Below are 24,122 nucleotides of genomic sequence, written 5' to 3' on the forward strand. Positions count from 1 at the left end.
TCACTCCTCCTCAAAAGAAATCTCTGGCAACTGAGCAAGAATGTCTTCTCGCTTAATTGCCCCTTGGCGTAAGATTTTCACCTTGTCTCCAGACAAATCCAAAATAGTCGAATCCTGTCCAGTTAGAAAAGCGTCGTCCTCCAGACCCAGAACCTCTTGGTCAAAATCCTCTAGAATTTGAGCAAAGGTCACGCCACTTGCCTGACCTGAAATATTGGCAGACGGCCCAATCAAGGGTCCTGTCTCTCGAATCAAATCAAGTGTAATGGGGTGACTCGGCATCCGAAATCCGACAGTTGCAATACCAGAGTTGACCCAATAGGGAACTCGGTCATTGGCTTCGAGGATAATGGTCAAGGGACCCGGTAAAAAGGCCTCTACAAGCTTTTGTAGATAAGTTGGCTGATTCTTTGAAAAGTGCAAGATGTCCTCTAGAGAAGCGACATTAAGATTGAGCGCCTTTTCTCTAGGACGACGTTTGAGTTGGTAAACATGGTCGACAGCTTTTTCATCTAAGGCCTTAGCAAAGAGACCATAAACTGTCTCGGTTGGTAGAACAACAGCTCCGCCCTTTTCCAACTCTTGTCTAATCCTGTCCATCATCAACTACAACCATCCTATCTTGACCAAATTGGTCCTTGAGTGTTCGTACCCGTTTTTCAGGAAGATATTTCCTAAAAAGCGCAGGAACACTTTGACCTTGCTTGTATCCAATTTCAAGATAAATCTTACCACCATCTGTGAGATAGTCTTTTGCATCTTCCGCAATTCTGCGGTAAATAGCTAGGCCATCCTCATCTGCAAAGAGAGCTAGATGAGGCTCCGAATGTAAAACATTCAAACCGACCTCTGACTCATCTTCACGAGAGATATAGGGTGGATTGGATACAATTATATCATATTTTTCAGAAATTTCTGCAAAACAATCAGATTTTTTAAAAAATATATTAAGATTTTGATTTCTAGCATTCTCTGATGCAAGCTCTAAGGCGTCTTGGGAAATATCTGCTGCTGTCACTGACCAATCCGGTCTGTTTTTAGCTAATCCAAGGGCTATGGCACCACTTCCAGTCCCGATATCTAGGACCTTAAGATTTTCCTCAGGATTTTCGGCCAAGATAAGCTCCACCAACTCTTCTGTCTCTGGCCGAGGAATCAAAACTCTCTCATCTACTTTTAACTGCATTCCAAAGAAATCTGCGTGACCAATGATATACTGAGCTGGTTTGTGAGCCGCTAACTGCTGGTAAATTTCTTCTACAAAATTTTCTTCCTCTTTTGTCACTTCCTGCTGAAGAGCAAAGACAAAGTCCGTAAAAGAGAGATTTTTTAGGCTACGGTAGACAAAAGAGAGGCTTTCTGCTTCCTCTCCTTGTCTTATCAACGCTTCTTCAAAATCTGAAAATAATTGAGCTAATTTCATTATTTGTTTAATTCTTCTAATTTTTGTGTTTGGTCATAAAGAACCAAAGCATCCACAACTTCATCCAATTTACCAGATAAAATCGTATCTAGTTTTTGGAGGGTCAAACCGATACGGTGGTCTGTGACACGGTTTTGTGGGAAGTTATAAGTACGAATACGTTCAGAACGATCCCCAGTACCGATTGTTGACTTACGCTCGGCATCTTGTTCATCTTGAGCAATCTGAGCAAAATGGTCAGCAACACGCGCACGGATAATCTTCATAGCCTTCTCACGGTTTTTCTGCTGGGTACGTTCTTCCTGCATCTCAACCTTGATATTGGTTGGCAAGTGAACGATACGCACGGCAGTCGCAACCTTATTGACGTTCTGACCACCAGCACCAGATGCGTGGTAAATGTCCACACGAAGATCTTTTGAATCAATATCGTATTCAACTTCTTCCACTTCAGGCATAACAAGAACTGTCGCAGTTGAAGTGTGTACACGCCCTTGGCTCTCTGTCACAGGGACACGTTGCACACGGTGGGCACCTGATTCGTACTTAAGCTTAGAGTATACAGATTGACCAGAAACCATGGCAACCACTTCTTTGAAACCACCGACACCATTCATAGAAGCTTCCATGACTTCAAAGCGCCAGCCTTGGGCTTCTGCATACTTTTGGTACATAGTTAGCAAATCTCCAGCGAAGAGCGCTGCTTCATCTCCACCAGCTGCTCCACGGATTTCAAGGATGATGTTCTTATCATCGTTTGGATCCTTTGGAAGGAGCAAGATTTTCAGTTTTTCTTCGTATTCTTCTTTTTCAGCCTTGGCATCTTTCAGCTCTTGCTTGGCCATTTCTTCCAAGTCCGCATCTCCGCCTGATTCTTTAATCATCTCTTCGGCATCAACGATGTTTTGAAGAACTTGTTTGTACTCACGGTAGGCTGTTACCGTATCACGAGTTGAAGCCTCTTCTTTTGAAAGCTCCATGAAGCGTTTGGTGTCTGAAACGACATCAGGGTCACTCAGCAATTCTCCTAATTCTTCATATCGGTCTTCTACAGCTTGTAGTTGATCATAGATGTTCATTTTTCTTCATTCTCCTTATTGATTTCAGGCGCAAAATAATGTTTACGGCAGACTGAGATATAGGTTTCATTGCCACCGATCTGAATTTGTTCTCCATCATAGACTGGCACGCCATCTTGAGTTCGCAACACCATAGTCGCCTTTTTCTTACAATACTGACAGATGGTCTTTATCTCTTCAATCTTGTCTGCTAAGAGCAAGAGGTATTTGGAACCTTCGAACAATTCATTGCGAAAGTCATTCTTCAAACCAAAAGCCATGACAGGTATGTCTAACTCATCGACAACACGAGCTAGGTCGTAAACATGGTGACGCTTGAGAAACTGGGCCTCATCGACCAACACACAGTATGGTTTCTCAGGTAAGTCTCGGATATAACCAAAGATATCCGTCGTTTCCTCAATCGCAATGGCTGGGCGTTTCATACCGATTCGACTAGATACATAGCCAACACCGTCACGCGTATCCAGAGCCGAAGTCATAATCACAACTCCCTTTCCTTGCTCCTCGTAGTTATAGGCCACCTTGAGAATCTCAATCGTCTTACCAGAGTTCATGGTCCCATAACGATAATACAACTGTGCCATGCTTCTATTTCACGTCCATTTCTAAATTTTTGCTACATTCTAGTATATCATAATTTTCTGAAGCTTTAAACGGCAAAATGTGGTAAAATAGAAGAAATCAAAAACTAGTGGAGGAAGCTATTATGCCATTTGTACGCATCGATTTATTTGAAGGTCGCACGCTCGAGCAAAAGAAAGCTCTTGCTAAGGAAGTAACGGAAGCTGTTGTCCGTAACACTGGAGCCCCTCAATCAGCCGTTCATGTCATCATCAACGACATGCCAGAAGGGACTTACTTCCCACAAGGAGAAATGCGCACCAAATAAACCAGCTTAAGCAGTATTGCTTAGGCTTTTTCAATCTCCAAGTAGCATCCATTGAAGAAATAGTCTAATTTTGTTACAATTTGAAGAGATGCTTGGATACCTATCCTAAGAAAAGAAATACAAAAGGAAATAGTATGATTACACGTGAATTTGATACCATCGCTGCTATCTCTACTCCACTAGGTGAAGGAGCCATTGGTATTGTCCGCCTGAGCGGAACAGATAGTTTTGCCATTGCGCAAAAGATTTTTAAAGGAAAAGACTTGAATCAGGTTGCTAGCCACACTCTTAATTACGGGCATATCGTCGACCCTCAAACTGGCAAGGTTATGGACGAGGTTATGATTGGTGCTATGAAGTCTCCAAAAACCTTCACTCGTGAGGATATTATCGAGATTAACACCCACGGTGGGATTGCAGTAACCAATGAAATTCTCCAGCTAGCTATTCGTGAAGGAGCTCGGTTGGCAGAACCTGGTGAATTTACCAAACGCGCCTTTCTAAACGGTCGCGTGGACTTGACACAGGCTGAGGCAGTGATGGACATCATCCGTGCCAAGACTGACAAGGCTATGAATATTGCAGTCAAACAATTGGACGGTTCTCTTTCTGACCTCATTAACAATACTCGCCAAGAAATCCTCAATACACTTGCCCAAGTTGAGGTCAATATCGACTATCCTGAGTACGACGATGTTGAGGAAGCTACTACTGCTGTTGTCCGCGAGAAGACTATGGAGTTTGAACAATTGCTAACCAATCTCCTTAGAACAGCTCGTCGCGGTAAAATCCTTCGTGAGGGAATTTCAACTGCTATCATCGGCCGTCCCAATGTTGGGAAATCCAGTCTCCTCAACAATCTCCTTCGTGAAGACAAGGCTATTGTAACGGACATCGCTGGTACCACCCGTGATGTCATCGAAGAATACGTCAACATCAATGGTGTTCCTCTCAAATTGATTGATACAGCTGGTATTCGGGAAACAGATGATATCGTGGAACAAATCGGTGTTGAGCGTTCGAGAAAAGCCCTCAAGGAAGCTGACTTGGTACTACTAGTGCTAAATGCTAGTGAGCCACTAACAGCACAAGACAGACAACTCTTAGAAATCAGTCAGGATACTAACCGCATTATTCTACTCAATAAAACTGACCTACCAGAAGCAATTGAAACTTCGGAACTCCCTGAAGATGTTATCCGTATTTCAGTTCTTAAAAATCAAAATATCGATAAGATTGAAGAGAGAATCAACAACCTCTTCTTTGAAAATGCTGGTTTGGTTGAGCAAGATGCTACTTACCTATCTAATGCCCGTCATATTTCCTTGATTGAAAAGGCTGTTGAAAGCCTACAAGCTGTCAATGAAGGTCTGGAACTGGGGATGCCAGTTGATTTGCTTCAAGTTGACTTAACCCGTACTTGGGAAATTCTCGGAGAAATCACTGGGGATGCTGCTCCAGATGAACTCATTACCCAACTCTTTAGCCAATTCTGTTTAGGAAAATAAGAAAAATCCATGATCCTTCTTGCGGTCATGGATTTTATTGTCTTTATTAGTAATCTGGTCTTAAGACACCTGTTACGGTTGCCTTAGTTGCTTCGTAGTCGCCATCTACGACAACTTTGATAATGCGTTTGGCATCTTCTTCTGGTGCTGGAACTAGAGGTAGACGAGTTGGTCCAGCTTCAAATCCCATATAGTTCAAAACTGCCTTAACTGGAGCAGGACTTGGATAAGAGAAGAGGGCGTTGACCTTAGGAATGAATTTACGTTGAATAGCTGCTGCTTTCTTCATATCGCTTTCTGCAATGGCAGTGAGCATCTCGTGCATCTCATCTCCATTTGTATGGGAGGCAACAGAAATAACCCCATCCGCACCAAGGTTCATGGCATGGAAGGCATCTCCATCTTCACCTGTATAAATCAAGAATTCTTCTGGCTTGTGCTCAATCAAGTAAGCCATATTGGCCAAGCTGGTACATTCTTTAACACCGATGATATTTGGATGGTCAGCCAAGCGAAGCATGGTTTCTGGAGTTAATTCCACTACTACACGCCCTGGAATGTTATAGATGATAATAGGCAAGTCAGAAGCATCTGCAATAGCTTTAAAGTGCTGGTACATGCCTTCTTGAGAAGGTTTGTTGTAGTATGGTACGATAGCAAGTCCAGCAGCGAAGCCACCAAAGTCTGCGACTTCTTTGACAAACTCAATCGAGTCTCGGGTATCATTGGTACCTACACCCGCAATCAAAGGAACACGTCCATTAACAATCTTTTGTACAGCCGCAAAGAGTTCCAACTCCTCATCGTGGGTCAAGGTCGGACTCTCAGCAGTCGTTCCAGCTAGAAGAATGCCGTCTGTATGATGGGCCAATAAATGCTCAATCAAGGCTGGAATGGCATCAAAGTTGATGGAACCATCCTCATGAAAAGGGGTAATAAAGGCTGTGATGATTTTACACTCTTTTAAATCTTGATAAGACATGAGAAACACCTCTCTATTTCAAAGAAGGAGTTCATCTGAACTCCTAAACGATATGACTATTTTAATTCAAATTTCAACTCAGCTGTTGGACGAACCAATCCACGTTCGTGAAGCGTTTCTGCAATCTGAACTGAGTTCCAAGCAGCACCTTTAAGAAGGTTATCGGAAACAACCCACATGTGGATTCCTTTTTCTGCATCCAAGTCTTTACGGATACGACCAACAAAGGTATCACGTGAACCAACTGCATTGATGGCTTGTGGATAGATTTGATGAGCTACATCATCTTCAAGAACTGCACCTGGGAAGGCTGCGATAGCTGCTTTCACTTCTTCGATTGGAGCCACTTCTTTTGTTTCAATGTAAACAGACTCAGAGTGAGCAGACAAGACAGGAATACGCACACATGTTGCAGACACTGCGATGCTATCATCTTCCATGATTTTCTTCGTTTCCTTAGTCATCTTCATCTCTTCGTAAGTGTAATCATTGTCCGTGAAGACATCGATTTGCGGAAGAGCGTTAAAGGCGATAGGATAGTGTTTCTTGTCACCACCTGAAGGCAAGATTTCCGCATGCAAATCACGTGGATTCACACCGTCATTCAAGACTTCACGAAGTTCACGTTGTGTTTCAAGGATCGCTCCCATACCAGCACCTGAGACTGCTTGGTAAGTTGAAACGATGATACGGTCCAAGCCCCATTTTTGACGGACAGGTTCAAGAGCCACCATCATTTGGATTGTTGAACAGTTAGGGCAGGCAATGATTCCGTTGTGGGCATCAAGTGCATGAGCATTTACTTCTGGGACAACCAATGGTACATCTGGGTTTTGACGGAAATAAGATGTATTATCCACTACTACCGCTCCAGCTTGAACTGCGTATGGTGCATACTTAGCTGATGTCGAACCGCCTGCTGAGAAGAGTGCAATATCAACACCCTCAAAAGCTGTCTCAGTCGTTTCTTCAATCGTAATATCTTGGTCCTTAAATTTCAAAGTCTTGCCTGCTGAACGTGCAGAAGCAAGGTAACGAATTTTATCGATTGGAAGTGTTGATTCTTCCAACATTTTTATCATCTGAGCTCCGACAGCACCTGTCGCGCCGACTACAGCAACTGTATATCCCATAAATAACCTCTTTCGGAATTTTCTAAAAATTTCTATAATAGATGTATTATACTACTTTTTCCAGAAATTGAAAAGCATTTTTGGGTTATATTTTCTGAAAATTAAAAATCCCTAGTCATTGACCAGGGACTAAGAGGCATCTTCATGTGATGAGCAGGTTCACACAACTCATCAAGGTCCGCTCCTGCGTTATGACCTCCTTATGCTCAATAGTAGTCCGAAGACTACCTATCGACTCATCGCATCTACTATTCTACTAGATAGGGGCACTTTTGTCAACAGCCAAAACGCTTTAACTTCGTTTATACAGGTGCATAAGAAATATCTTTGAAAAATTTGGGGCAGACATAACAAAAACCCTTGTAAATAAGGGGTTTTCTATCTATTTAATGCTAATTGCCGGGATTGAACCGGCGACCTCATCCTTACCATGGATGCGCTCTGCCAACTGAGCTAAATCAGCTTACCTAAAAAGTATACTATAGTTCTATGTTCTTGTCAAGCGCTCTCTTTTAATTTTATGGAATGAAAAAAGCTAGATTTAGCAATAATCTAGCTTATAAACTTCTTATTTTGTTAGATCGATTCGCTGTCCCAGTTTACCAATCAAAATCGCTCCCACAATAAGTGATGCAAACTCACCAATTCCAGTAGAGAACCATGTGAAGAAGAAGGGAGCTTCTGTCAAAATATGGAGTTCAGCTGCAATGGTAATCATTGAAATGGAGAAGAGGATTGAAAAGAAGAAATGATCTTTTCGAATCAATCCGTTAAAGAGGTAATCTTTGCTGTATTTTGCAAAGAGCAATACCCCTAGACTAAGGAAAACTAGGGTAGAACCTCCACCAACAAAGACATCTATTAGGCCAAAACTACTAAATAAATTAGCAATCATACATCCAATTGTCACACCGAAAATGTATTTAGGATTGTAAAATGCCAAGAAATTCAGCATTTCTGAAATCCGGAACTGATACACCCCAAAACTAAGAACATTGATTGGTGGCGTAATAGTCAAAACTACATAGATCGCAGCAACGATAGCGATGTCTGCCATGTCGCGAACAGTTAATTTTTTCATGTTTTCTCCTTTAGCGGTTTCCCGCGTAAAATATGCTTGGTGAAAGAAGCTAAGCACCAAGGGTTGAGGTTATCAACCTTACTAGTATAGCACATTAGCTAGCATTATGCTATACTAAAATCATGAAAAAACGAATAAAAGCTTTCTTTGATAACGAGATTCTCTCCTACCTATTTTTTGGTGGCGCTACGACTTTGGTTTCTATTGTATCTCGTTTACTTATTTACCATATCAGCCACCAGGAAATCCTCGCAACTGCCCTCGCAAATATTATCGGGATTCTCTTTGCCTTTCTCACAAATGATACAATCGTCTTTAAACAAGAGAGAAGGAATTGGCCACCCCGCCTGGCTAAGTTTTTCTTAGCTCGTCTTTCTACTCTTGGTCTTGACGTTCTTTTAACTTATATCTTTGTTACAACTTTCCCTGATATTATTGGCCAGTTTGTCGAATTTAATATAGATAGGGTTAATACGATTGAAACTATTCTAGCACAAATCTTGATCATCATTTTAAACTATATTTTCAGCAAAATCTATATTTTTAAAGGAAACAACTGACCACTTTGAGCGTTCAAGTTGCTTTTTGTCACAATTTAGGATATAATAAATTAGAAAATTAGGAAAGGAATTTATGAAAATGTTAAAGGATCTTAAAGAATTCTTGCTTCGTGGTAATGTCGTTGACCTCGCTGTCGGTGTGATCATTGCCTCTGCATTTGGTGCTATCGTTACTTCATTTGTTAACGATATCATCACTCCACTTCTATTGAACCCAGCTTTGGAAGCTGCGAAAGTACAAAACATCGCTGAGCTTGCATGGAATGGTGTTACATATGGTAAATTCTTGAGTGCTATTATCAACTTTCTCGTTGTAGGTACTGTGCTTTTCTTCGTTATTAAAGCTATGGAAAAAGCGCAAAACCTTCGTAAGAAAGAGGAAGTAGTTGAGGAAGCACCTGCTGCTCCAACTGAACTTGAAGTTCTTCAAGAAATCAAAGCTCTTCTTGAGAAAAAATAAAACAGATAAAGGATTTAGCTTAAAGCTAAATCCTTTTTTCTTTACTCTTTTGGTAACTTCCCAGCCTTTTCGAGCATTTTCTTAATCAAGTAAGGCATCTTCACATTTTCACGGCCTTTTTTCTCAATGAGTTTTTTGACAAATTCTGGCATCTGAAGGTCGTCTGTCTCCTCCATGATGTCCTTTGTAGTTGCCGAAGGCGCTAACTCATCGAAGGTTTCTTCTTCTGGGAGAAAAGCTTTAAATTCTTTGTCTTCATTGGCTCGTACAGTAGCAACTAAAGCGTCAATTAAACGGCTATCTGTATTGGGCATAGGTGGACGATGGTAGGTGACACCTAATTCTTGACACAACTCATAACATTCCACATCGTTATCAAACAAGACTTCGATGTGCTCACTGATAAAGCTAATCGGGACAAAAATATAATGCTCTGGATGTTGCTTTTGTTCTCGTAAATATTCTAAGACATCTGGCTTGATCCAAGGGATTCCAATATCGCTTTCGCTCTGCCAAGTATTGGTATACTGGTCGGTTGTTAGGCCGAGTTGTTCAGCAATGAGCTTGCTATTATCGAAAATCTGATCGATATAAGGATCTCCATAATCCAAGGCAAAAATGGGAACACTGTGAGCTGAAAAGATTACCTTGAAAGATTCTTCTCCCACATGGTTTCGTAAAATTTTTCTAATCTCATCTGTCCAGAAGTCCAGCAAAGGCTGTTGCTGATACCAGTCCTTAATAACTAAAAATCGGATCTGCTGGCTTTCCAAAAACTTTTCATACCCCATGACTGAGTAAAAGGAATAATGAGGTTCCAAAATCAAACAAATACATTCTTCAATACCATCAGACTCCATCTGCTTGATCACATCAGGGATAAAGGGCCGAGAAAACTTATTGGCAAAGTAGATACCGTACTCCTCGCCTAAACGTTCCTTGACTAAATCAACCTCCTCACGTGTAATCCGCTGCAAGGGCGTCCCACCGATAAGGACATAGTTGTCATAGAGAGTCTGAATCTCGTGGTCTTGGGGTCTAACACCACGACGAATATTTGTAAAAAATTCTGCTACTCCTTCAAAACTAATCTCCTCTGGAGATCCAAAGGTCATCATTAATATAGCTTTTTTCATGTTATCATCCTTATGTTATTATTTTCACTATCTATTCTATCATGAAAGAAAAAAATAGTAAACGCTTCCGACGTCTACTATTTCTTTTGTTCTTTTGTCTTTCTATCTCGCCTTATGATTAGGATGATAACGACAAGGAGTAAAATAACGATAATCAGGAGAAGAAAGGCAAGGATATAAATCCAATGCGTTGGTAGGCCTTGATCGAAATACCGCGTCCCTACTGCTTCCCCACTTTTATCCTGGGCTGCTTTTACTGGTGCATCCGTTATTTTAGCTAAGAGGATATGCCGTCCGTTGGTAATATTAAGGAAACAGGTGCTTAATAAAACAATCTTGTCCGTTGAGGTCAAGGAAACATCTCGCTTGTACTTGGCTTTACTTAGCAAATATTGATAGTAGGCCTGGTGTTCCTCATCGTTGGAACTCAAAGTTCGGTAAATCTCCGTGTCATAGGCATCTACTTCTAAAATTCCAAATATCTCAAGCCCTCGTTCACGGCCGTTATAATAGATAGAGCCATAACGATGCTTTTCAAAAAAATCTTGATCCGCAAATTTTTGAATCTCCCCAAACATAGCACCAGAAGCCATGGAGTGACCATAAATGATGGTGTTAAAGTCCGTAAAATTTGGGTTAAAACGATAGTCTAGGAATATAGAACCTGACACAGTATAATCGCCAAAGGCATTGCGGTCAAGGTATTTGACATTGTCCTGACTCTGTAAGAGAGGATAGTCTACCTTGGTCCCATCGAGGCTAATCCAACCACAAACATCCTTGTTGAGGTGTTGCAAGGTTTCAAAGCCCGTACTGCTGGCATCCTTTTCAATGGGATTATAATGATCGTAGTCGCTCGCAAGAGCTCTATCAGCTGTAAAAAGACAGAAAAAAGCTAGAAAGAGGGATAGAATGGCCTTTATGGCTTCGCGACTTGTACTTGTTTTCATATTTCCTTCTTTCTCCTTTCTAGCCTTGAAAATAAAAGAGCAAGAGAGGCTGTCCCTTTCTCTTTTATTGGTAGTTTAGTCAGTAATGGTATCTGCCCCTTCTTCCTTTGCTTCTTTTCTACGACGCAAGATCAAGTAGAGGATGATGAGCAAGAAGATCAATAGCAAGAGCAAGATAAACAAGATGATGTACCATATCCACAAAGGAATCGATGAGAGAAATCGTCCGAGCGACGAATCATCAAAGACACTATAAGGGAATGGTTTTGATTTTTTCGTATGGAAGGTGTCCTTTGGAACCGTATCCGTAATCTTGGCAACTACGATATGTCTCCCATTTGTTACGTCTAGGAAACAGGTACTGAGAAGGATGATATGGTCATTTGGCCCCAGTGTAATGTCTCGTTTGTGGATGGCAACCGAGAGTAAGTGATCGATATATTCTTGGCGCCGATTATCCCCATTAATACCTGGATCGTAGATGTTAAAGTCATAGGCGTCCACCTCGAGCATCTCAAAGATCTCAAGACCTTTTTCAACACCATTATAGTAAATACTACCGTAGCGATGCTGGTCAAAAAATTCCTTATCAGAAAACTTCGCTACATCTCCAAACATAACCCCATTTTCTACATGGTGTCCGTAGATGATGGTATTAAAGTCTTCGAATTTGGATTCATTTCGAGCCTCAAGGAAAATAGCTCCTGTAGCTGCAAATTCTCCCTTGGAATCCTTGTTCAGGTATTTTTCATTGTCTTTGGCTTGGACTAAGGGATAGTCGATATTGGTGCCATAGACATTGATCCAACCGAGAACCTCTGGATTGACTTGCTGTAGCTTGTGAAAGCCAGAAAAACTATCAAGCTCATCCTTCTCACTGGTACTAACAGGTCTATAAGCCTCATACTCACTTGATGAAGCCTGAGAATAAACCTGATTGGCATCCCAAAGGGCGTAGAAACCAAAGAGAAAGACTAAGGCTGCCAAGAGGAGCAAGATATGATTCATCAATGCATCTACAGCAAGGACCAGCCGCCTAGACAAACTCTTTTTTGGTTTCTCACGCTTGATTTTCATCGGTCAAACCACTTGCTTAAGCTTGTCTGCGTTTTTTAGACAAAGCAACAAATCCAGCCAAACCAAGACCAATCATCAAGATGAAGGGAAGATTGTCAATCAAGAGACCAGTAGGGGTAACGTCTTGGAATTTATTGGTAAAAGTGTTGTCGTTCAATTTTTCACCGACAAGAACATTTTCAACTGTATAATCTTGGGCTTGAGTACCATCTGATTTGGTTTTACTTTCACCATTCTCAGTATATTTAGAAGTAGCGGTATATCCTTTGCTTCCGGTTTCTTTTACAGTATAACGAGAACCTGCTGGAAGATTAGCAATGGCAAACTCTTGACCATGCTTCAAAGTAAAAGTTTTAGTAAATGTGACTTTATCGGTAGCAACATCAACATTTTCAGTTTTATCACCATAATGAACTGTAATTTGTGTTACAGGAGATACTGCTGTTTCATTTGTTTTGGGTAATTTTACAGTTATCTCAAATTGGAAATCTTTTGTACGATCCGCAGTCCCTCCGTCAACTTTTTTTAGAATAGTTAAGGATTTTTTTGCATTGTCTGTTATATCTTTTGTTGGTTCATTTGGGTGTTTAGGATCTGTTGGATCAATTTTCCCTCCGTTTTTAGTATATGTGTTCTCAAATAAATCATATTTGAAAATATTTGAATTTGAAGATGGAGCAACTTTAGCAGCGCCAGGTTTATTCTCTTCTCTAAAGTAAACAGAAGAAATAAAGGTACCTGAATTTTCTTTATTTTTGACAATTACATGCATTTTATAAGTGCGAGTATCATATTTCACAGCATCTATATCTTGATCATTTTTATCTTTAATAGGTGTATAAGTTTTATCTGTTTCCTTTACGAGGTAAACATACTCGCCTGCATGATCATAAGAAACTCCAGCAAAAATGTCACCTGTATCTTTTTTAATGCTTGATTGACCACTGGCTAAGCGATCAGCTTCCGAATAAGTCACCGTACGATCAGGAATGAATCCCTTATTACTTTCCGAATTTGAAGCCATTTGATAAGGAGCATCATTTGAAGAAGTTCCAGGTTGTGGAGTAAAAGTAAACCTAAAAGTCGCTTTCGGTGTTGTAATTCCTTCAGCAATATTCAGTGTTTTATTAATAGCTACTTTTGCACTTGTTTCACCAGTTGCTTTAGCAGTTGCCACATCATTATCATCCGCAAATGTTGGAACTCCTCTAAAGACCGACAAGGCGGTTACAGCTGCAATGCTTGCAGTAACTAATTTTTTCAAAAATCTTTTTTTCATGATTATTCCTTTTGTTTTTAAATTTCTTTTTTCATAAATTATCATCAAAAGCCCCGTCGCCTTAGGACTGTTACCACCTTGCCATGGGTATCCTGTATAGGAATGGTTCCAAAAGCACGACTATCTACAGCCGTTGTTCGATTGTCTCCGAGGACAAAGAGTTGTCCTGCTGGGACTTTCATTGGGAAGGTAGCCCCTTCCTTATAGAGCAGCGTTTCTTTGTAGATATCCTGCTCTTGTTGAGGAGAACCGTTGATGATGAGACCATTTTCGTTTATATCGATCGTACTTCCTTCGGTTGCTATGACACGCGCCACTCTTTCCTTGCCCTTATAACTATAGACGAGCAGGTCACCAATCGAATAACGTTTATCAAGCCTATAGTAGACAACCAAGTCGCCATCTTTTAAGGCTGGCTTCATGCCATCGTCATTGTATCTCAATAGTCCAAAGACAAAAAAGTAAAGGGTGGCCAGTACAAACCCAACCATCAGAAGCTTACTGACTAAGTAGAGGATATCTCCCCATACACTCGGCGGAGACTTATCCCGATTGACTTGTGTTACTGTTTTCTTATGTTTCTTTTTAAGTAGCATTATTTTCTCCTATGTACCACTAGATAGCCGAGTAGGATTGTAAAGAAGATACCTCCTAGAGGAAGGATTATTCCTAACACGAGTGTACTGCTGAGGAAGTCAATTCCAGTTTCAGGTACACTATTTTTATTATTCCTGACTGTCGCATACTTGTCCGCATCAAGCTTGCCTTCTTTATTTTCATAAGTAACCTGATAACCAATCGAAGAGTTTGATTCTTCTTCTACGGTATAGGAGCTATCAAGTGGTAGCCCATAAATTTTTATCGTGTGGTCTTTGTTAAGATCAACAGACGCTCGTCCGTCAGTAAACTGCAAGATCGTTCTTTTGTTATTCACCAATACATTATAGGAACCATTCAATGGTCTATTCTGAGCATCCTTTATGTTAATGGTAATCTTGAAGGATTTTAATAGGTTGGCAAATACCCCCGTAACCTTTTTTGTGACTGATAAACTTGGAAGCTTGTGGTTCGTGACAGTACTGGTCTCGTCTTTATTCAGATCGCCCTCTTGATTCTCATATGTAACGTGGTAACCAATTGTTGATGTGGCTTCTTCTTCAACCTTGTAGTGGGTTCCTCGAGGAAGATAGCTTAGAATACCTTTCCAACGTTTTCGTTTGTCAACACGAATCTTCGCTTCACCATTCACAACAGTTATCTCACCAAAAGTTCCATTCAATGGCGTAGAATCAGGAGAGGTTAGTTTTACCTTAATCCAAAACTCCTTGTTCAAGTTGTTTTCGAATTTCAACACTTTTTTAATTGTCAGGCTTGGTAATTGTTTATAGATTACCTTAAAGGATGGTTTAGATTCTGTACCAACATTTTTTATTTCTTTGGTAAAGGCTGGGACGTCCGGTGCAATTAAATCGTATTGATATCCTTTGGCAACTTTTTCAAAGTTCCTCGTTTCATTAGATACGTTTTTACCAACATTCACATTGGTTTTTCGATAGTCTTGATTATCAGAACCTCCGTTCTTGTTCTTTTGAACCAGTTTCAGTTCAATATTACTCGGTTGATCAGCTGTAATAACAGTTCTCGCACCCGTCACACCTTGCCATTCAACTTCCACTGGTACCGTTAATGGATCTGAAGGCTTAAATGTTGGGTTGTCAGAGTATTCTTTGGTCTTGGTTTGTGAGGTGCCTATTCCATAGGAATAGGTGACACTGGCACCTTTATTGGAATAGAGTTTATTGACATCAGAACCATCAGCATCACCAGCCTCTATCTTTTTATCACCAGCAATGGCATCCAGAGCATCTTGACTAGATGTAACAGTAAATTTGAGAGCGTATCGAGCCCCATCTTCCAAGGAATAATTCGGAGAAAATTTAGCCGTAACTTCCACTAATCCACCAGAGGTTGTCTTGGTATCAAAAGTTACTTGCTCTTCGGTTAATGTTTCACTGCTACCAGCCGTTTCTTTCACTACACGAAACTCTGACGATCCGTTCGGTAATAGCTGGACATACTTAGAAAGAACATCTTTGATAGTCACACGGTGAATTCCCAGAGGCAGAATCTTATCAGTGATATCTTTAAAACTGTCTCGTAACTGGTCTTCATTGTTTGCGGATAGGATTTCATTAGGAATGGAAGAATTGTGGTACCTGATATAATACTGCAAACTGGTAATACTGTCGACATTGTTTGAATAACGAAATTTAATAGAGTAAAAGCCATCTAGTTTTGGAGCGAGACTATAGGCGAGATTATTGATAGATCCATCTAAATTATTCCAGAACCAATCTGGAGCCGTTTCTGATCCATCTTGATTATTATAGTTATAAACTGTATAACCACTGTCGTTGTAATACATATTGGCAAAACCATCTGATAGAACAATAACAACTTTCTTAGCATTAGACCTTGCACTATCCATCAATTGATTGGCAATACGAATACCTGCGCTAATATTGGTTCCTGTACCGATTCCTGATTCAGTCCCTATTGATTTGCCACCAGCAATCTTCATATTACTAACTGCAGTCTTTGAACCACTAGCATCGTTATTCCAATTTAAAATTGTTTCCGCATCATCCCATGGGGACACACCATCATAAAATGCTGTTCTCTCTTCATACGGCCAATACCGATATCCCCACTCCCATTTTCGGTAGTAGGCATTCCATGATTGTTCCGCAAACTTATTATCAATCTTTCCGCCAAAACCTACCATGGATAACCGATTATTTGAATTGGATAAAATCGTATCAATTAATCCCTGACGATCTCGAGTCCCTTTAAGGGTATTTTTTAAAGCATCCAATCTTGTAATTGTTCGTCCAGTAGAAGAAGGAACATCTCTCTTGTTCATACTTCCTGAGAGATCTGCTACTAAAACAACATCTAAGGGATCCGTTTGAGTTTCTGTCCCAAGCTTAGAAGTGATATCCAATGACAACTCATACTTGTCATCTTGTCCGGATATCGGAGTAATTGTCTTGTGAAGAGTTGTCTGAGGTTCTGTATTAGAATCAGCATTTAACATACCTATCGGAGCACACAAAAAGAGAATAGCTAACAGTGTAACTAAACGGCGCGCAATAATTTGAACTTTCTTAAAATCAAAGCGAATGTTCATTTTATTCTCCTTAACTAGAATGTTTTTATATTATTACTATATCAATCTATAGAATTTATAAAACAATTGTACACTAAACTCCAAACAGTGTCAATCAATATAATTATTTTATATTATATTGATTGTAAAATAGTATGATTCTTCTTTGTCTTTCAAACTATTCTATGGTAAAATGAAAAAAGAATAAAAAAATCTCATAAAATATCAATGCATATATTTTATTCTAGAATATCCAAAATTTCATTTAAAAGTCTATTGAATTTGAATTATTATATTTTTTCAAAATTCATGAAATTTTCAGAATAAGGTTTTTTCCGAAGTTTGCATTCTATTTTATGATTGTTAAAGGAGTTTTTATGACTTATCCGAACCTTTTAGATCGTTTCTTGACCTACGTTAAGGTCAATACGCGTTCTGATGAACACTCTACTACTACTCCAAGTACGCAAAGCCAGGTAGATTTTGCGACCAATGTTCTTATTCCTGAAATGAAACGTGTCGGTCTGCAAAACGTCTACTACCTTCCAAATGGTTTTGCTATTGGTACCTTACCAGCTAATGATCCCAGCCTTACACGCAAGATTGGCTTCATCTCCCACATGGATACTGCTGATTTTAATGCTGAGGGAGTTAATCCGCAAGTCATTGAAAATTACGATGGTGGAGTTATCGACTTGGGTGATTCTGGATTTAAACTCGATCCTGCTGATTTCAAGAGCCTTGAGAAATATCCAGGCCAAACGCTTATCACAACTGATGGCACGACCTTGCTGGGTGCTGATGACAAGTCAGGGATTGCTGAAATTATGACTGCTATTGAATATCTGACTGCTCATCCCGAAATCAAACACTGTGAGATTCGAGTTGGTTTTGGACCAGATGAAGAAATCGGTGTTGGAGCTAACAAATTTGATGCTGAAGACTTTAACGTTGACTTTGCCTATACTGTTGATGGTGGTCCGCTAGGTGAGCTTCAGTATGAAACTTTCTCAGCAGCTGGTGCTGAATTGCATTTCCAAGGGCGCAATGTTCACCCTGGTACTGCTAAAGGACAGATGGTCAATGCCCTTCAGCTAGCGATTGATTTTCATAATCAACTTCCAGAGAATGACCGACCTGAATTGACAGATGGTTATCAAGGTTTCTATCATCTTATGGATGTGACAGGTAGTGTCGAGGAGGCGCGTGCAAGCTACATCATCCGTGACTTTGAAAAAGATGCCTTTGAAGCTCGTAAAGCAGCTATGCAAGCCATCGCTGACAAGATGAATCAAGAGCTTGGGAATGATCGCGTTAGCTTGACTCTGACAGACCAGTACTACAATATGAAAGAAGTCATCGAGAAAGACATGACACCCGTTACCATTGCTAAAGCTGTTATGGAAGATTTAGGGATCGCGCCAATTATCGAACCGATTCGTGGTGGAACAGATGGGTCTAAGATTTCCTTTATGGGGATCCCAACTCCTAATATCTTTGCTGGTGGTGAAAACATGCATGGACGTTTTGAATACGTCAGTCTTCAGACCATGGAGCGTGCGGTGGATACCATCATTGGTATTGTAGCTTATAAAGACTAAAAAAGACGAGGTAGCTCAGCTACTTCGCCTTTCTTTTTATTCGTTTGGTTGAGCACTTGGCTCAGACTCACTTTGCGCTTGCTTTTCTGTTGGTTTAGAAGCAGTTGTTTCACTGCCTTTCTCAGACTTAGATTGACTGTCAGTTTCACTTGCTTTTGAACGAAGTTCTTGGTTCAAGCTAATGATATCTTTAGCTAGAGTGAGGAGACCTTCTTTATCACTACTTTTAGCTGCGAGTTGATCAAAAAGGGCATCGACACGTTCAAAGTCAGCATCAGATCCTTTGTTATCCTCTAAGTACTTGTGAAGAGAGAGCAAGATATTATAGAGTTTTTGGTAGATAATCACCGTTTGTGGATCTTGTTCTGCTTCTTTTTTCTCTCGTTGGATAGTCGCTGCAATACGATTCAAGAGATCCTCAAGTTGTGTTTTAGCTTCGTCAAGGTCTGCATTTTCCTTTTCAGTAGCCGCTTTGATATTAGCTGCTTCTTCAGCTAGGGATTGTTTGACACCATCTTCTTTGACACGTGCTAGGAGTTGAGCAGCTTTAGTTAGGAGAGCATCCACTTCTTCCTTCTTAACATGACTAACCCGCTCTTCTGGCATAAAATCACCGTAGAGTTCTTTTAGGAATTCATAGATGGCGGTCTTAGCAGTTTGACTATCTACTTTTTCCGTATCTAGAATGGTCTTACCAGCTTTTGTAGAAACGGGTTCTTCTTTGAGAGCTTCTTCTACTTCTAGCTTAGTTTGGTAAATAGTTGGGAATAACTTGTTCAAGTCGGTTGCTTTGAGGAAAGATTGTGACTGGTAAAGTTCCCATGTCAACTTGGCAACACGGTTCCGAAGTTCTTCTCTAAGACGGCCGTCAGATACATGTTCGTAGAAATACTTGATGTGCTCTACTGTTGTAACCCCTGTCCGATCTCGGAAATCTTGCAAGGCTTGCAGTTTTGCTTCAATCGCATCCAACTCTGTCTCATCCTGTGCTAGTTTTGCTTCCTGTAAATGTACCAAAAGATCTTTCTTAGGCAAGCCATAAGTATCTGTATCCAGTGTATTGATCTTATCTACAAGGGCTTGGTACTTCTTATCTAAAGATGAAGTTTCAACCGGTGCCACACTTTGATCCACATGGATATACTGTTTATCAAAGAGATCAAAGGCTGCTAGATATCCAGCAGTTGAGTTTGTTGCCAGTTTTTTCATATTTTCGGTGAATTGCCCCAAAGCAAGTTCAACACGTCTCTGCATGATTGGCTGGTCTTTGTAGAGACTTCTGCTATCTGCTAAAAGTTGATCCACCTTAGATAGAACTGTTTGTTCATCAAATGCTCCAGGTTGATAGGTCGATTGTAGGGCCGGAATCTTATTTTTCAAAGCTACTTCATAGCCCTTAGTTTGAACCTTGATGTAGTGATTGTGGTCTCCGTGAGGAATCACAAAACTACCACTTTCTACCTGTAAACTATAAGGAGATACCCCATCACGTAGGGCAGTCGTATACAGTTCATTTAGGAAATCCAGTTCTGGATTTCCAGTTTGGAGAGGAATACGAACATGTTCTTTTCGAACAGCATAGGGATGGATATGGGTTGGATCATAGGCTTGATCCGGATTTCCAAAGACAAAGAATCCATTTGAAATGCGAATCGCTTCGAGCGGAACTCCGTAGGTCTGTGAGATATACTTGATTTTTTCTTCATCGCTCGCATCTCTCGAGAAACTTTCCACAGTCTTTGCAAGTGGTTGAACGTGCTGAGACTGATGATTTTCTTTCAAGTGATCTTGGGCAGCTTTGATTTGGGCTGCAGTCAAGTCCTTCTTAAAGAAATAATGAGCGTGATCTCCATGAGAAACTACAAACCCTTGCTCATCTTCACTAATAACACGGTCAGCTGCAAAACCATGATCATGTTCTTCACCGTGGTGATGGTCATGCTCCTCTCCATCATGGTCATGATCTTCGTGGTTGGTATCCTGACTTCCATGGTTACCGTCTTGGTCATGATGATGATCTGGTTGAGCTGGATGTTCTGTTGGTTTGCTTGGATTTTCCAAAGGTGTTGGCTTCCCACTGTCGCTAGATAAAGGAATCATACGTGCAATCTTTTCTTCCAAGGCAGAAAGCTTTGTATATGGGATGAAATGATAGTGATTTCCGTGAGGAATCGCCACACCACTCGGCGTTCTACTTGAAATCTTAGCAGGGTCAAAAATCAAGCCATCTGATTCAGCATAACGTTGACTACTTGGAAGAGCATAGAGCTGTTGCAATAGACTCTGAAGACTCTCAGCTTGATTACTTGGTGTTTCAGCCTGTTGACTTTGGTTGGTAGTTTGACCAGTTTCGTTTGGACTAGGACGATAGTTAGTCACACTCTGCTGAGTTCTAGTTCCAGAGAGGTAGGCTTGGGCAGCAGCTAATTCGCTAGCAGACAAGGAACTCTTTGGAATGTAGTGGTAATGTCCACCGTGAGGTACGATATAAGCATCTCCAGTATCCTCTATAATATCAGAAGGATTAAAGATGTAGCCATCATCAGTTGTATAGCGACCTTGAGATTGAGCAAGCGCCACTGCACTATTAGAAGTTGGTGCGTCGTGAGTATGGTCTTGTTTTTGGCGCTCAATTTCCTCCTTCGTACGAATATTATCAGCATGAGCCGCATCTTTAAGGTAGACATAATACTTACCATCAACCTTGATAATGTAGCCACCTTTGATTTCGTTGACAATATCAGCGTCTTTCAGTTGATAATTGGCATCTTTCATCAACAGTTCTTCGCTGAAAATCGCGTCAAAAGGAACTTTCCCATTGTAATAATGGAAATGATCACCGTGTGATGTCACATAACCTTGATCGGTAATTTTCACGACAATCTGTTCTGCCTGAATATCTTCTTTTTTGCTAACTTGATCTGGTGTCTGGGTCTCTGTTTTTTGAGAGTCTTGTTTACCATCGACATAAGATACACGATTATTGTCCTTATTTTCCTGCGATCTATACTGGTTCAATGCATAAGCGCAAAGACTCAAGGATACGATAAGAGCTGATCCAGCTGCTATATATTTTTTACTGAATTTCATAAATCCCTCATTTCAATAAATGATGAAGCTATTTCTTAACTTCTTTTTTTCGGTTAAACAGTTTTCCTAAACCGGTTATTTAACCAATTAATTAACCAGTAAATAGTTTACCTTTTTTAAGTTTATCTGTCAAGATTTTTAGTGAAAGAGACTCAAATTATTACTTTAAGAATCCTTTCTTCATTTTTTAGACAGGAAATTTCATCTTTTTATTAACAAATAAAAGGACATTATTCTATCCAATAATAGAACAATATCCTTTCAACTAGATGATTATTTGTCAAAATCTTCTAAGGTTTTATTTGCTTAAGAGTTTTAATATCATAGGTTACTAAATCCCCATTCTTATTATAAAACTGAACTCCTTCTGCTGAAAAAATAAGGTATTTAGAATCAATTTGAGCAATTTGTGTTATTTTATTTATATGATCTTTTAAAGTGGCCTTATCTAATCCATAATCTGGTATATCATCGTAATCATCTTCTTTATTTTCTTCTGCTTTAGGTTTGTCTTTTTCAACCGAAGGATTGCTGCTAGTCGCATCTGCCTCATTTTGAGATTTATTATCCTTTGGTTGTTCATCGACTTTATTTGAATCGGATGCATCTTTCTTTGTTTCCGATTTCTTATCTGAAGAAACTAGATGTGAATTAGAAGAATCATTTGTTGTTTCTTTTTCTTTAATTCTTTTAGCAATCAACTCTTGAGCTTGTTTCCACTCTTTATCTGATAAATCAGACTGATTGATATTTCTCAATGAATCACCACTAGCTTTTGGAATACTGAAAGATTTATCTGCCCAAATATAGGTTCCCTTTGCCAATACATCCTGAGGATCAAAAATATATCCATCAGGAGTTGCAAACTTGCCTTCTTTAAGTGCTTTCTGAACTTCTTCAGCAGAATGGATAATTTGCCAATTCTGCATTCCAGCGCGTTTTTCAAGAGGAGTTACATTAGCAATAACGGAACCTGAATCCTCGTGACCCGGCTTAGACCAAACTTCAGGACGAACCTCAGGGTGTTGCATGACATATTTAATAGTCGCAATTTGATCAGGCTCTAACCATGAGTAAGGCACAACATGAATATGATCAATGTGTGGAATAATGAATGAACTTCCAGTATCATAGGTAGTATTCGCTGCATGCATCGGCAAACTTGAGACATCTACAGCTAATCTTGGTTTGATCCCTGTGTCTACTATATCATAACGATAATGATCTCTATCCTTAAGCATGAGTTCTTGTTCAGAAAAAGCAATTTGAGTAAGATCAAGTTCATCTCGAGAGTAGAAGTATTCTTTTCCGTTCTCTTTAAGAACATAGCCTACTTTACCATCTTTAGTCACTTTACCAGTCACTTTTTTTGAATCAAATTTTGGTTTTTCTTTGTTATCCATATTCTCTGAAGGAATAACACTCTCATTAGGTTGGCCTTTTTCCTTCATCCATTTGCTAACTTCATCTAATTCGAACTGTTCTAACTCTCCAAATCCCACATAATGGAAATGATTTCCATGTCTCGCTATAATGCCTGATTTATCAACTGAATAGATAGAATCTTTACTGAATACATATCCATCACTCGTATCATAAGGTTTACCATCTAAACCTTTTCCATAAGCTTTGATTGGTTGTCCTAAGAACTTATGAACTACTTCTCTTGATACTAAAGGTTTAATATCTGTACCAATTTGATTTAATCCATATTGCCCTTTTAACGGAATCATTCTTGCAATCTTCTGCTCTAAATCAGTCATTTGAGAATAAGGGATAAAGTGGTAATGGTCTCCGTGTGGCACTGCAACACCATTCGCAGTTTTTCTTGTAATCTGCGCTGGATCAAAGACAAGTCCATCTGATTCCACGTGTCGTTGACTGAGCGGCAAGGCATAAAGTTGTTTCAAGAGACTAGATACATCTTCACTTGGACTTTCTTGATAACTATTATCCACTTGTGAGCTAACACTTGGAGCCCATCCTCTAATATTTGTCTCAACTTTACTATGATTTGTTTGTCCATATGAACTACTATTCGATGCATCTGATGAGCTACTAGAAGAATTTGTAGACGGACGATACCCAACTGAGCTTGTTTGACCACCTTTACCAGATAAGAAGGCTCGAGCAGCAGCTAATTCACTGGCAGACAAGTCACTCTTAGGAATATAGTGGAAGTGATTACCATGAGGAACGATATAAGCATCGCCCGTATCTTCGATGATATCAGATGCATTAAAGATATAACCATCATCTGTTGTATAGCGTCCTTGAGCTCTGGCTACAACTACTGCCTGATCGTTAGAACCTCCTCCGTGATTACTACTATGTTCTTGTTTCTGACGAGTAATTTCTTCTTTTGTTCGAATATTATCCGCATGAGCCGTATCTTTCAGGTAAACATAGTATTTCCCGTCTACCTTAATCACATAACCACCCTTGATTTCATTAACAATATCTGAATCTTTCAACTGATAATTCGGATCTTTCATCAGCAACTCTTCACTGATGATAGCATCATAAGGAACCTTCCCATTGTAATAATGATAGTGGTCACCGTGTGAAGTGACATAGCCTTGATCAGTAATTTTGATGACAATTTGTTCGGCATTGATGCCTTCTTTTTTACTGACTTCATCAGGTGTCAAAGTCTCTGCCTTTTGACTCGGTTGTTTTCCATCTATATAGGAAACACGATT

Annotated in this window: 20 protein-coding genes, 1 tRNA gene and 1 riboswitch; of the genes, 5 read left to right on the forward strand and 16 right to left on the reverse strand. The window is 40.0% G+C overall.

Features of this window, described 5'->3' with window-relative positions; genetic code table 11:
• The 4 genes from HMPREF2655_RS08770 to HMPREF2655_RS08785 are packed head-to-tail and all read right to left on the reverse strand — an operon-like array spanning window position 1 to window position 3,089.
• Window positions 1–603, reverse strand: coding sequence for an L-threonylcarbamoyladenylate synthase (locus HMPREF2655_RS08770; RefSeq protein WP_000969283.1), 603 nt, complete (start codon window positions 601–603; stop codon window positions 1–3).
• Window positions 587–1,423 (reverse strand): peptide chain release factor N(5)-glutamine methyltransferase, encoded by an 837-nt coding sequence (prmC, locus tag HMPREF2655_RS08775; protein ID WP_070838611.1) that lies wholly within the window; start codon window positions 1,421–1,423, stop codon window positions 587–589. The genes HMPREF2655_RS08770 and prmC overlap by 17 nt, the downstream gene beginning before the upstream one ends.
• Entirely contained in the window at window positions 1,423–2,502 is a 1,080-nt protein-coding gene (gene prfA / locus HMPREF2655_RS08780) for a peptide chain release factor 1 (protein WP_070697119.1), read from the reverse strand. The genes prmC and prfA overlap by 1 nt, the downstream gene beginning before the upstream one ends.
• The gene (locus HMPREF2655_RS08785; RefSeq protein WP_000068129.1) at window positions 2,499–3,089 is read right to left on the reverse strand and encodes a thymidine kinase; all 591 of its coding nucleotides are present in this window, start codon (window positions 3,087–3,089) and stop codon (window positions 2,499–2,501) included. The genes prfA and HMPREF2655_RS08785 overlap by 4 nt, the downstream gene beginning before the upstream one ends.
• Before the next feature lie 122 nt (window positions 3,090–3,211).
• On the opposite strand from HMPREF2655_RS08785, the gene HMPREF2655_RS08790 reads away from it, so the two are divergent.
• Window positions 3,212–3,394 (forward strand): 4-oxalocrotonate tautomerase, encoded by a 183-nt coding sequence (locus tag HMPREF2655_RS08790; RefSeq protein WP_001117401.1) that lies wholly within the window; start codon window positions 3,212–3,214, stop codon window positions 3,392–3,394.
• 134 nt (window positions 3,395–3,528) lie between these two features.
• Complete coding sequence (gene mnmE / locus HMPREF2655_RS08795; RefSeq protein ID WP_070838613.1) at window positions 3,529–4,902, forward strand: tRNA uridine-5-carboxymethylaminomethyl(34) synthesis GTPase MnmE; 1,374 nt, start codon at window positions 3,529–3,531, stop codon at window positions 4,900–4,902.
• 46 nt (window positions 4,903–4,948) lie between these two features.
• Here the strand turns inward: mnmE and dapA are convergent, their stop codons facing one another.
• The 4 genes from dapA to HMPREF2655_RS08815 all read right to left on the reverse strand — a co-directional run bounded on the left by dapA (window position 4,949) and on the right by HMPREF2655_RS08815 (window position 8,098).
• Complete coding sequence (gene dapA, locus HMPREF2655_RS08800; protein WP_000121601.1) at window positions 4,949–5,884, reverse strand: 4-hydroxy-tetrahydrodipicolinate synthase; 936 nt, start codon at window positions 5,882–5,884, stop codon at window positions 4,949–4,951.
• A gap of 56 nt (window positions 5,885–5,940) precedes the next feature.
• On the reverse strand, window positions 5,941–7,017 hold the full coding sequence (locus HMPREF2655_RS08805; RefSeq protein WP_000542494.1) for an aspartate-semialdehyde dehydrogenase: 1,077 nt from the start codon (window positions 7,015–7,017) through the stop codon (window positions 5,941–5,943).
• Between the two features lie 390 nt (window positions 7,018–7,407).
• Window positions 7,408–7,480 (reverse strand) — tRNA-Thr (locus HMPREF2655_RS08810).
• A gap of 105 nt (window positions 7,481–7,585) precedes the next feature.
• Window positions 7,586–8,098 (reverse strand): QueT transporter family protein, encoded by a 513-nt coding sequence (locus HMPREF2655_RS08815; protein ID WP_070838615.1) that lies wholly within the window; start codon window positions 8,096–8,098, stop codon window positions 7,586–7,588.
• Window positions 8,096–8,192: riboswitch (PreQ1 riboswitch) on the reverse strand. It overlaps the preceding gene by 3 nt.
• Before the next feature lie 28 nt (window positions 8,193–8,220).
• On the opposite strand from HMPREF2655_RS08815, the gene HMPREF2655_RS08820 reads away from it, so the two are divergent.
• Window positions 8,221–8,658 carry a GtrA family protein gene (locus tag HMPREF2655_RS08820; RefSeq protein ID WP_070838617.1) on the forward strand — a complete coding sequence of 146 codons (438 nt, stop codon included), beginning with the start codon at window positions 8,221–8,223 and terminating at the stop codon, window positions 8,656–8,658.
• A 79-nt stretch (window positions 8,659–8,737) separates the two neighbouring features.
• A complete protein-coding gene (gene mscL, locus HMPREF2655_RS08825) occupies window positions 8,738–9,118 on the forward strand; it encodes a large conductance mechanosensitive channel protein MscL (RefSeq protein WP_000910206.1) in 381 nt (126 codons plus the stop codon).
• Between the two features lie 41 nt (window positions 9,119–9,159).
• Here mscL and hemH read toward each other — a convergent pair whose 3' ends face one another.
• The 6 genes from hemH to pitA form a co-directional block, all read right to left on the reverse strand.
• On the reverse strand, window positions 9,160–10,254 hold the full coding sequence (hemH, locus tag HMPREF2655_RS08830) for a ferrochelatase (protein WP_070838619.1): 1,095 nt from the start codon (window positions 10,252–10,254) through the stop codon (window positions 9,160–9,162).
• A gap of 77 nt (window positions 10,255–10,331) precedes the next feature.
• Window positions 10,332–11,204, reverse strand: coding sequence for a PI-2 pilus system class B sortase SrtG2 (gene srtB, locus HMPREF2655_RS08835; protein WP_049477724.1), 873 nt, complete (start codon window positions 11,202–11,204; stop codon window positions 10,332–10,334).
• A gap of 75 nt (window positions 11,205–11,279) precedes the next feature.
• Complete coding sequence (gene srtB / locus HMPREF2655_RS08840; protein WP_000695085.1) at window positions 11,280–12,281, reverse strand: PI-2 pilus system class B sortase SrtG1; 1,002 nt, start codon at window positions 12,279–12,281, stop codon at window positions 11,280–11,282.
• Window positions 12,282–12,297: 16 nt separating this feature from the next.
• Entirely contained in the window at window positions 12,298–13,605 is a 1,308-nt protein-coding gene (locus HMPREF2655_RS08845; RefSeq protein ID WP_025171513.1) for a DUF7601 domain-containing protein, read from the reverse strand.
• Window positions 13,605–14,156 (reverse strand): PI-2 pilus system signal peptidase SipA, encoded by a 552-nt coding sequence (sipA, locus tag HMPREF2655_RS08850; RefSeq protein WP_000924790.1) that lies wholly within the window; start codon window positions 14,154–14,156, stop codon window positions 13,605–13,607. The genes HMPREF2655_RS08845 and sipA overlap by 1 nt, the downstream gene beginning before the upstream one ends.
• A complete protein-coding gene (gene pitA, locus HMPREF2655_RS08855) occupies window positions 14,156–16,750 on the reverse strand; it encodes a PI-2 pilus tip adhesin PitA (RefSeq protein WP_070535254.1) in 2,595 nt (864 codons plus the stop codon). Before pitA ends, sipA begins: the two co-directional genes overlap by 1 nt.
• A gap of 356 nt (window positions 16,751–17,106) precedes the next feature.
• On the opposite strand from pitA, the gene pepT reads away from it, so the two are divergent.
• Window positions 17,107–18,330, forward strand: a complete 1,224-nt coding sequence (gene pepT, locus HMPREF2655_RS08860; RefSeq protein ID WP_070838625.1) for a peptidase T — start codon at window positions 17,107–17,109, stop codon at window positions 18,328–18,330.
• 36 nt (window positions 18,331–18,366) lie between these two features.
• Here the strand turns inward: pepT and HMPREF2655_RS08865 are convergent, their stop codons facing one another.
• Both HMPREF2655_RS08865 and HMPREF2655_RS08870 read right to left on the reverse strand, forming a co-directional pair.
• The gene (locus HMPREF2655_RS08865) at window positions 18,367–21,420 is read right to left on the reverse strand and encodes a pneumococcal-type histidine triad protein (RefSeq protein ID WP_070838627.1); all 3,054 of its coding nucleotides are present in this window, start codon (window positions 21,418–21,420) and stop codon (window positions 18,367–18,369) included.
• Window positions 21,421–21,710: 290 nt separating this feature from the next.
• Window positions 21,711–24,122, reverse strand: a 2,412-nt coding sequence (locus tag HMPREF2655_RS08870) for a pneumococcal-type histidine triad protein (protein WP_070838628.1), incomplete at its 5' end; no start/stop codon positions are given.

Origin of the sequence: Streptococcus sp. HMSC066F01 (assembly GCF_001837335.1) — a bacterium.
In the GTDB taxonomy this organism is placed as follows: Bacteria; Bacillota; Bacilli; order Lactobacillales; family Streptococcaceae; genus Streptococcus; species Streptococcus oralis_S.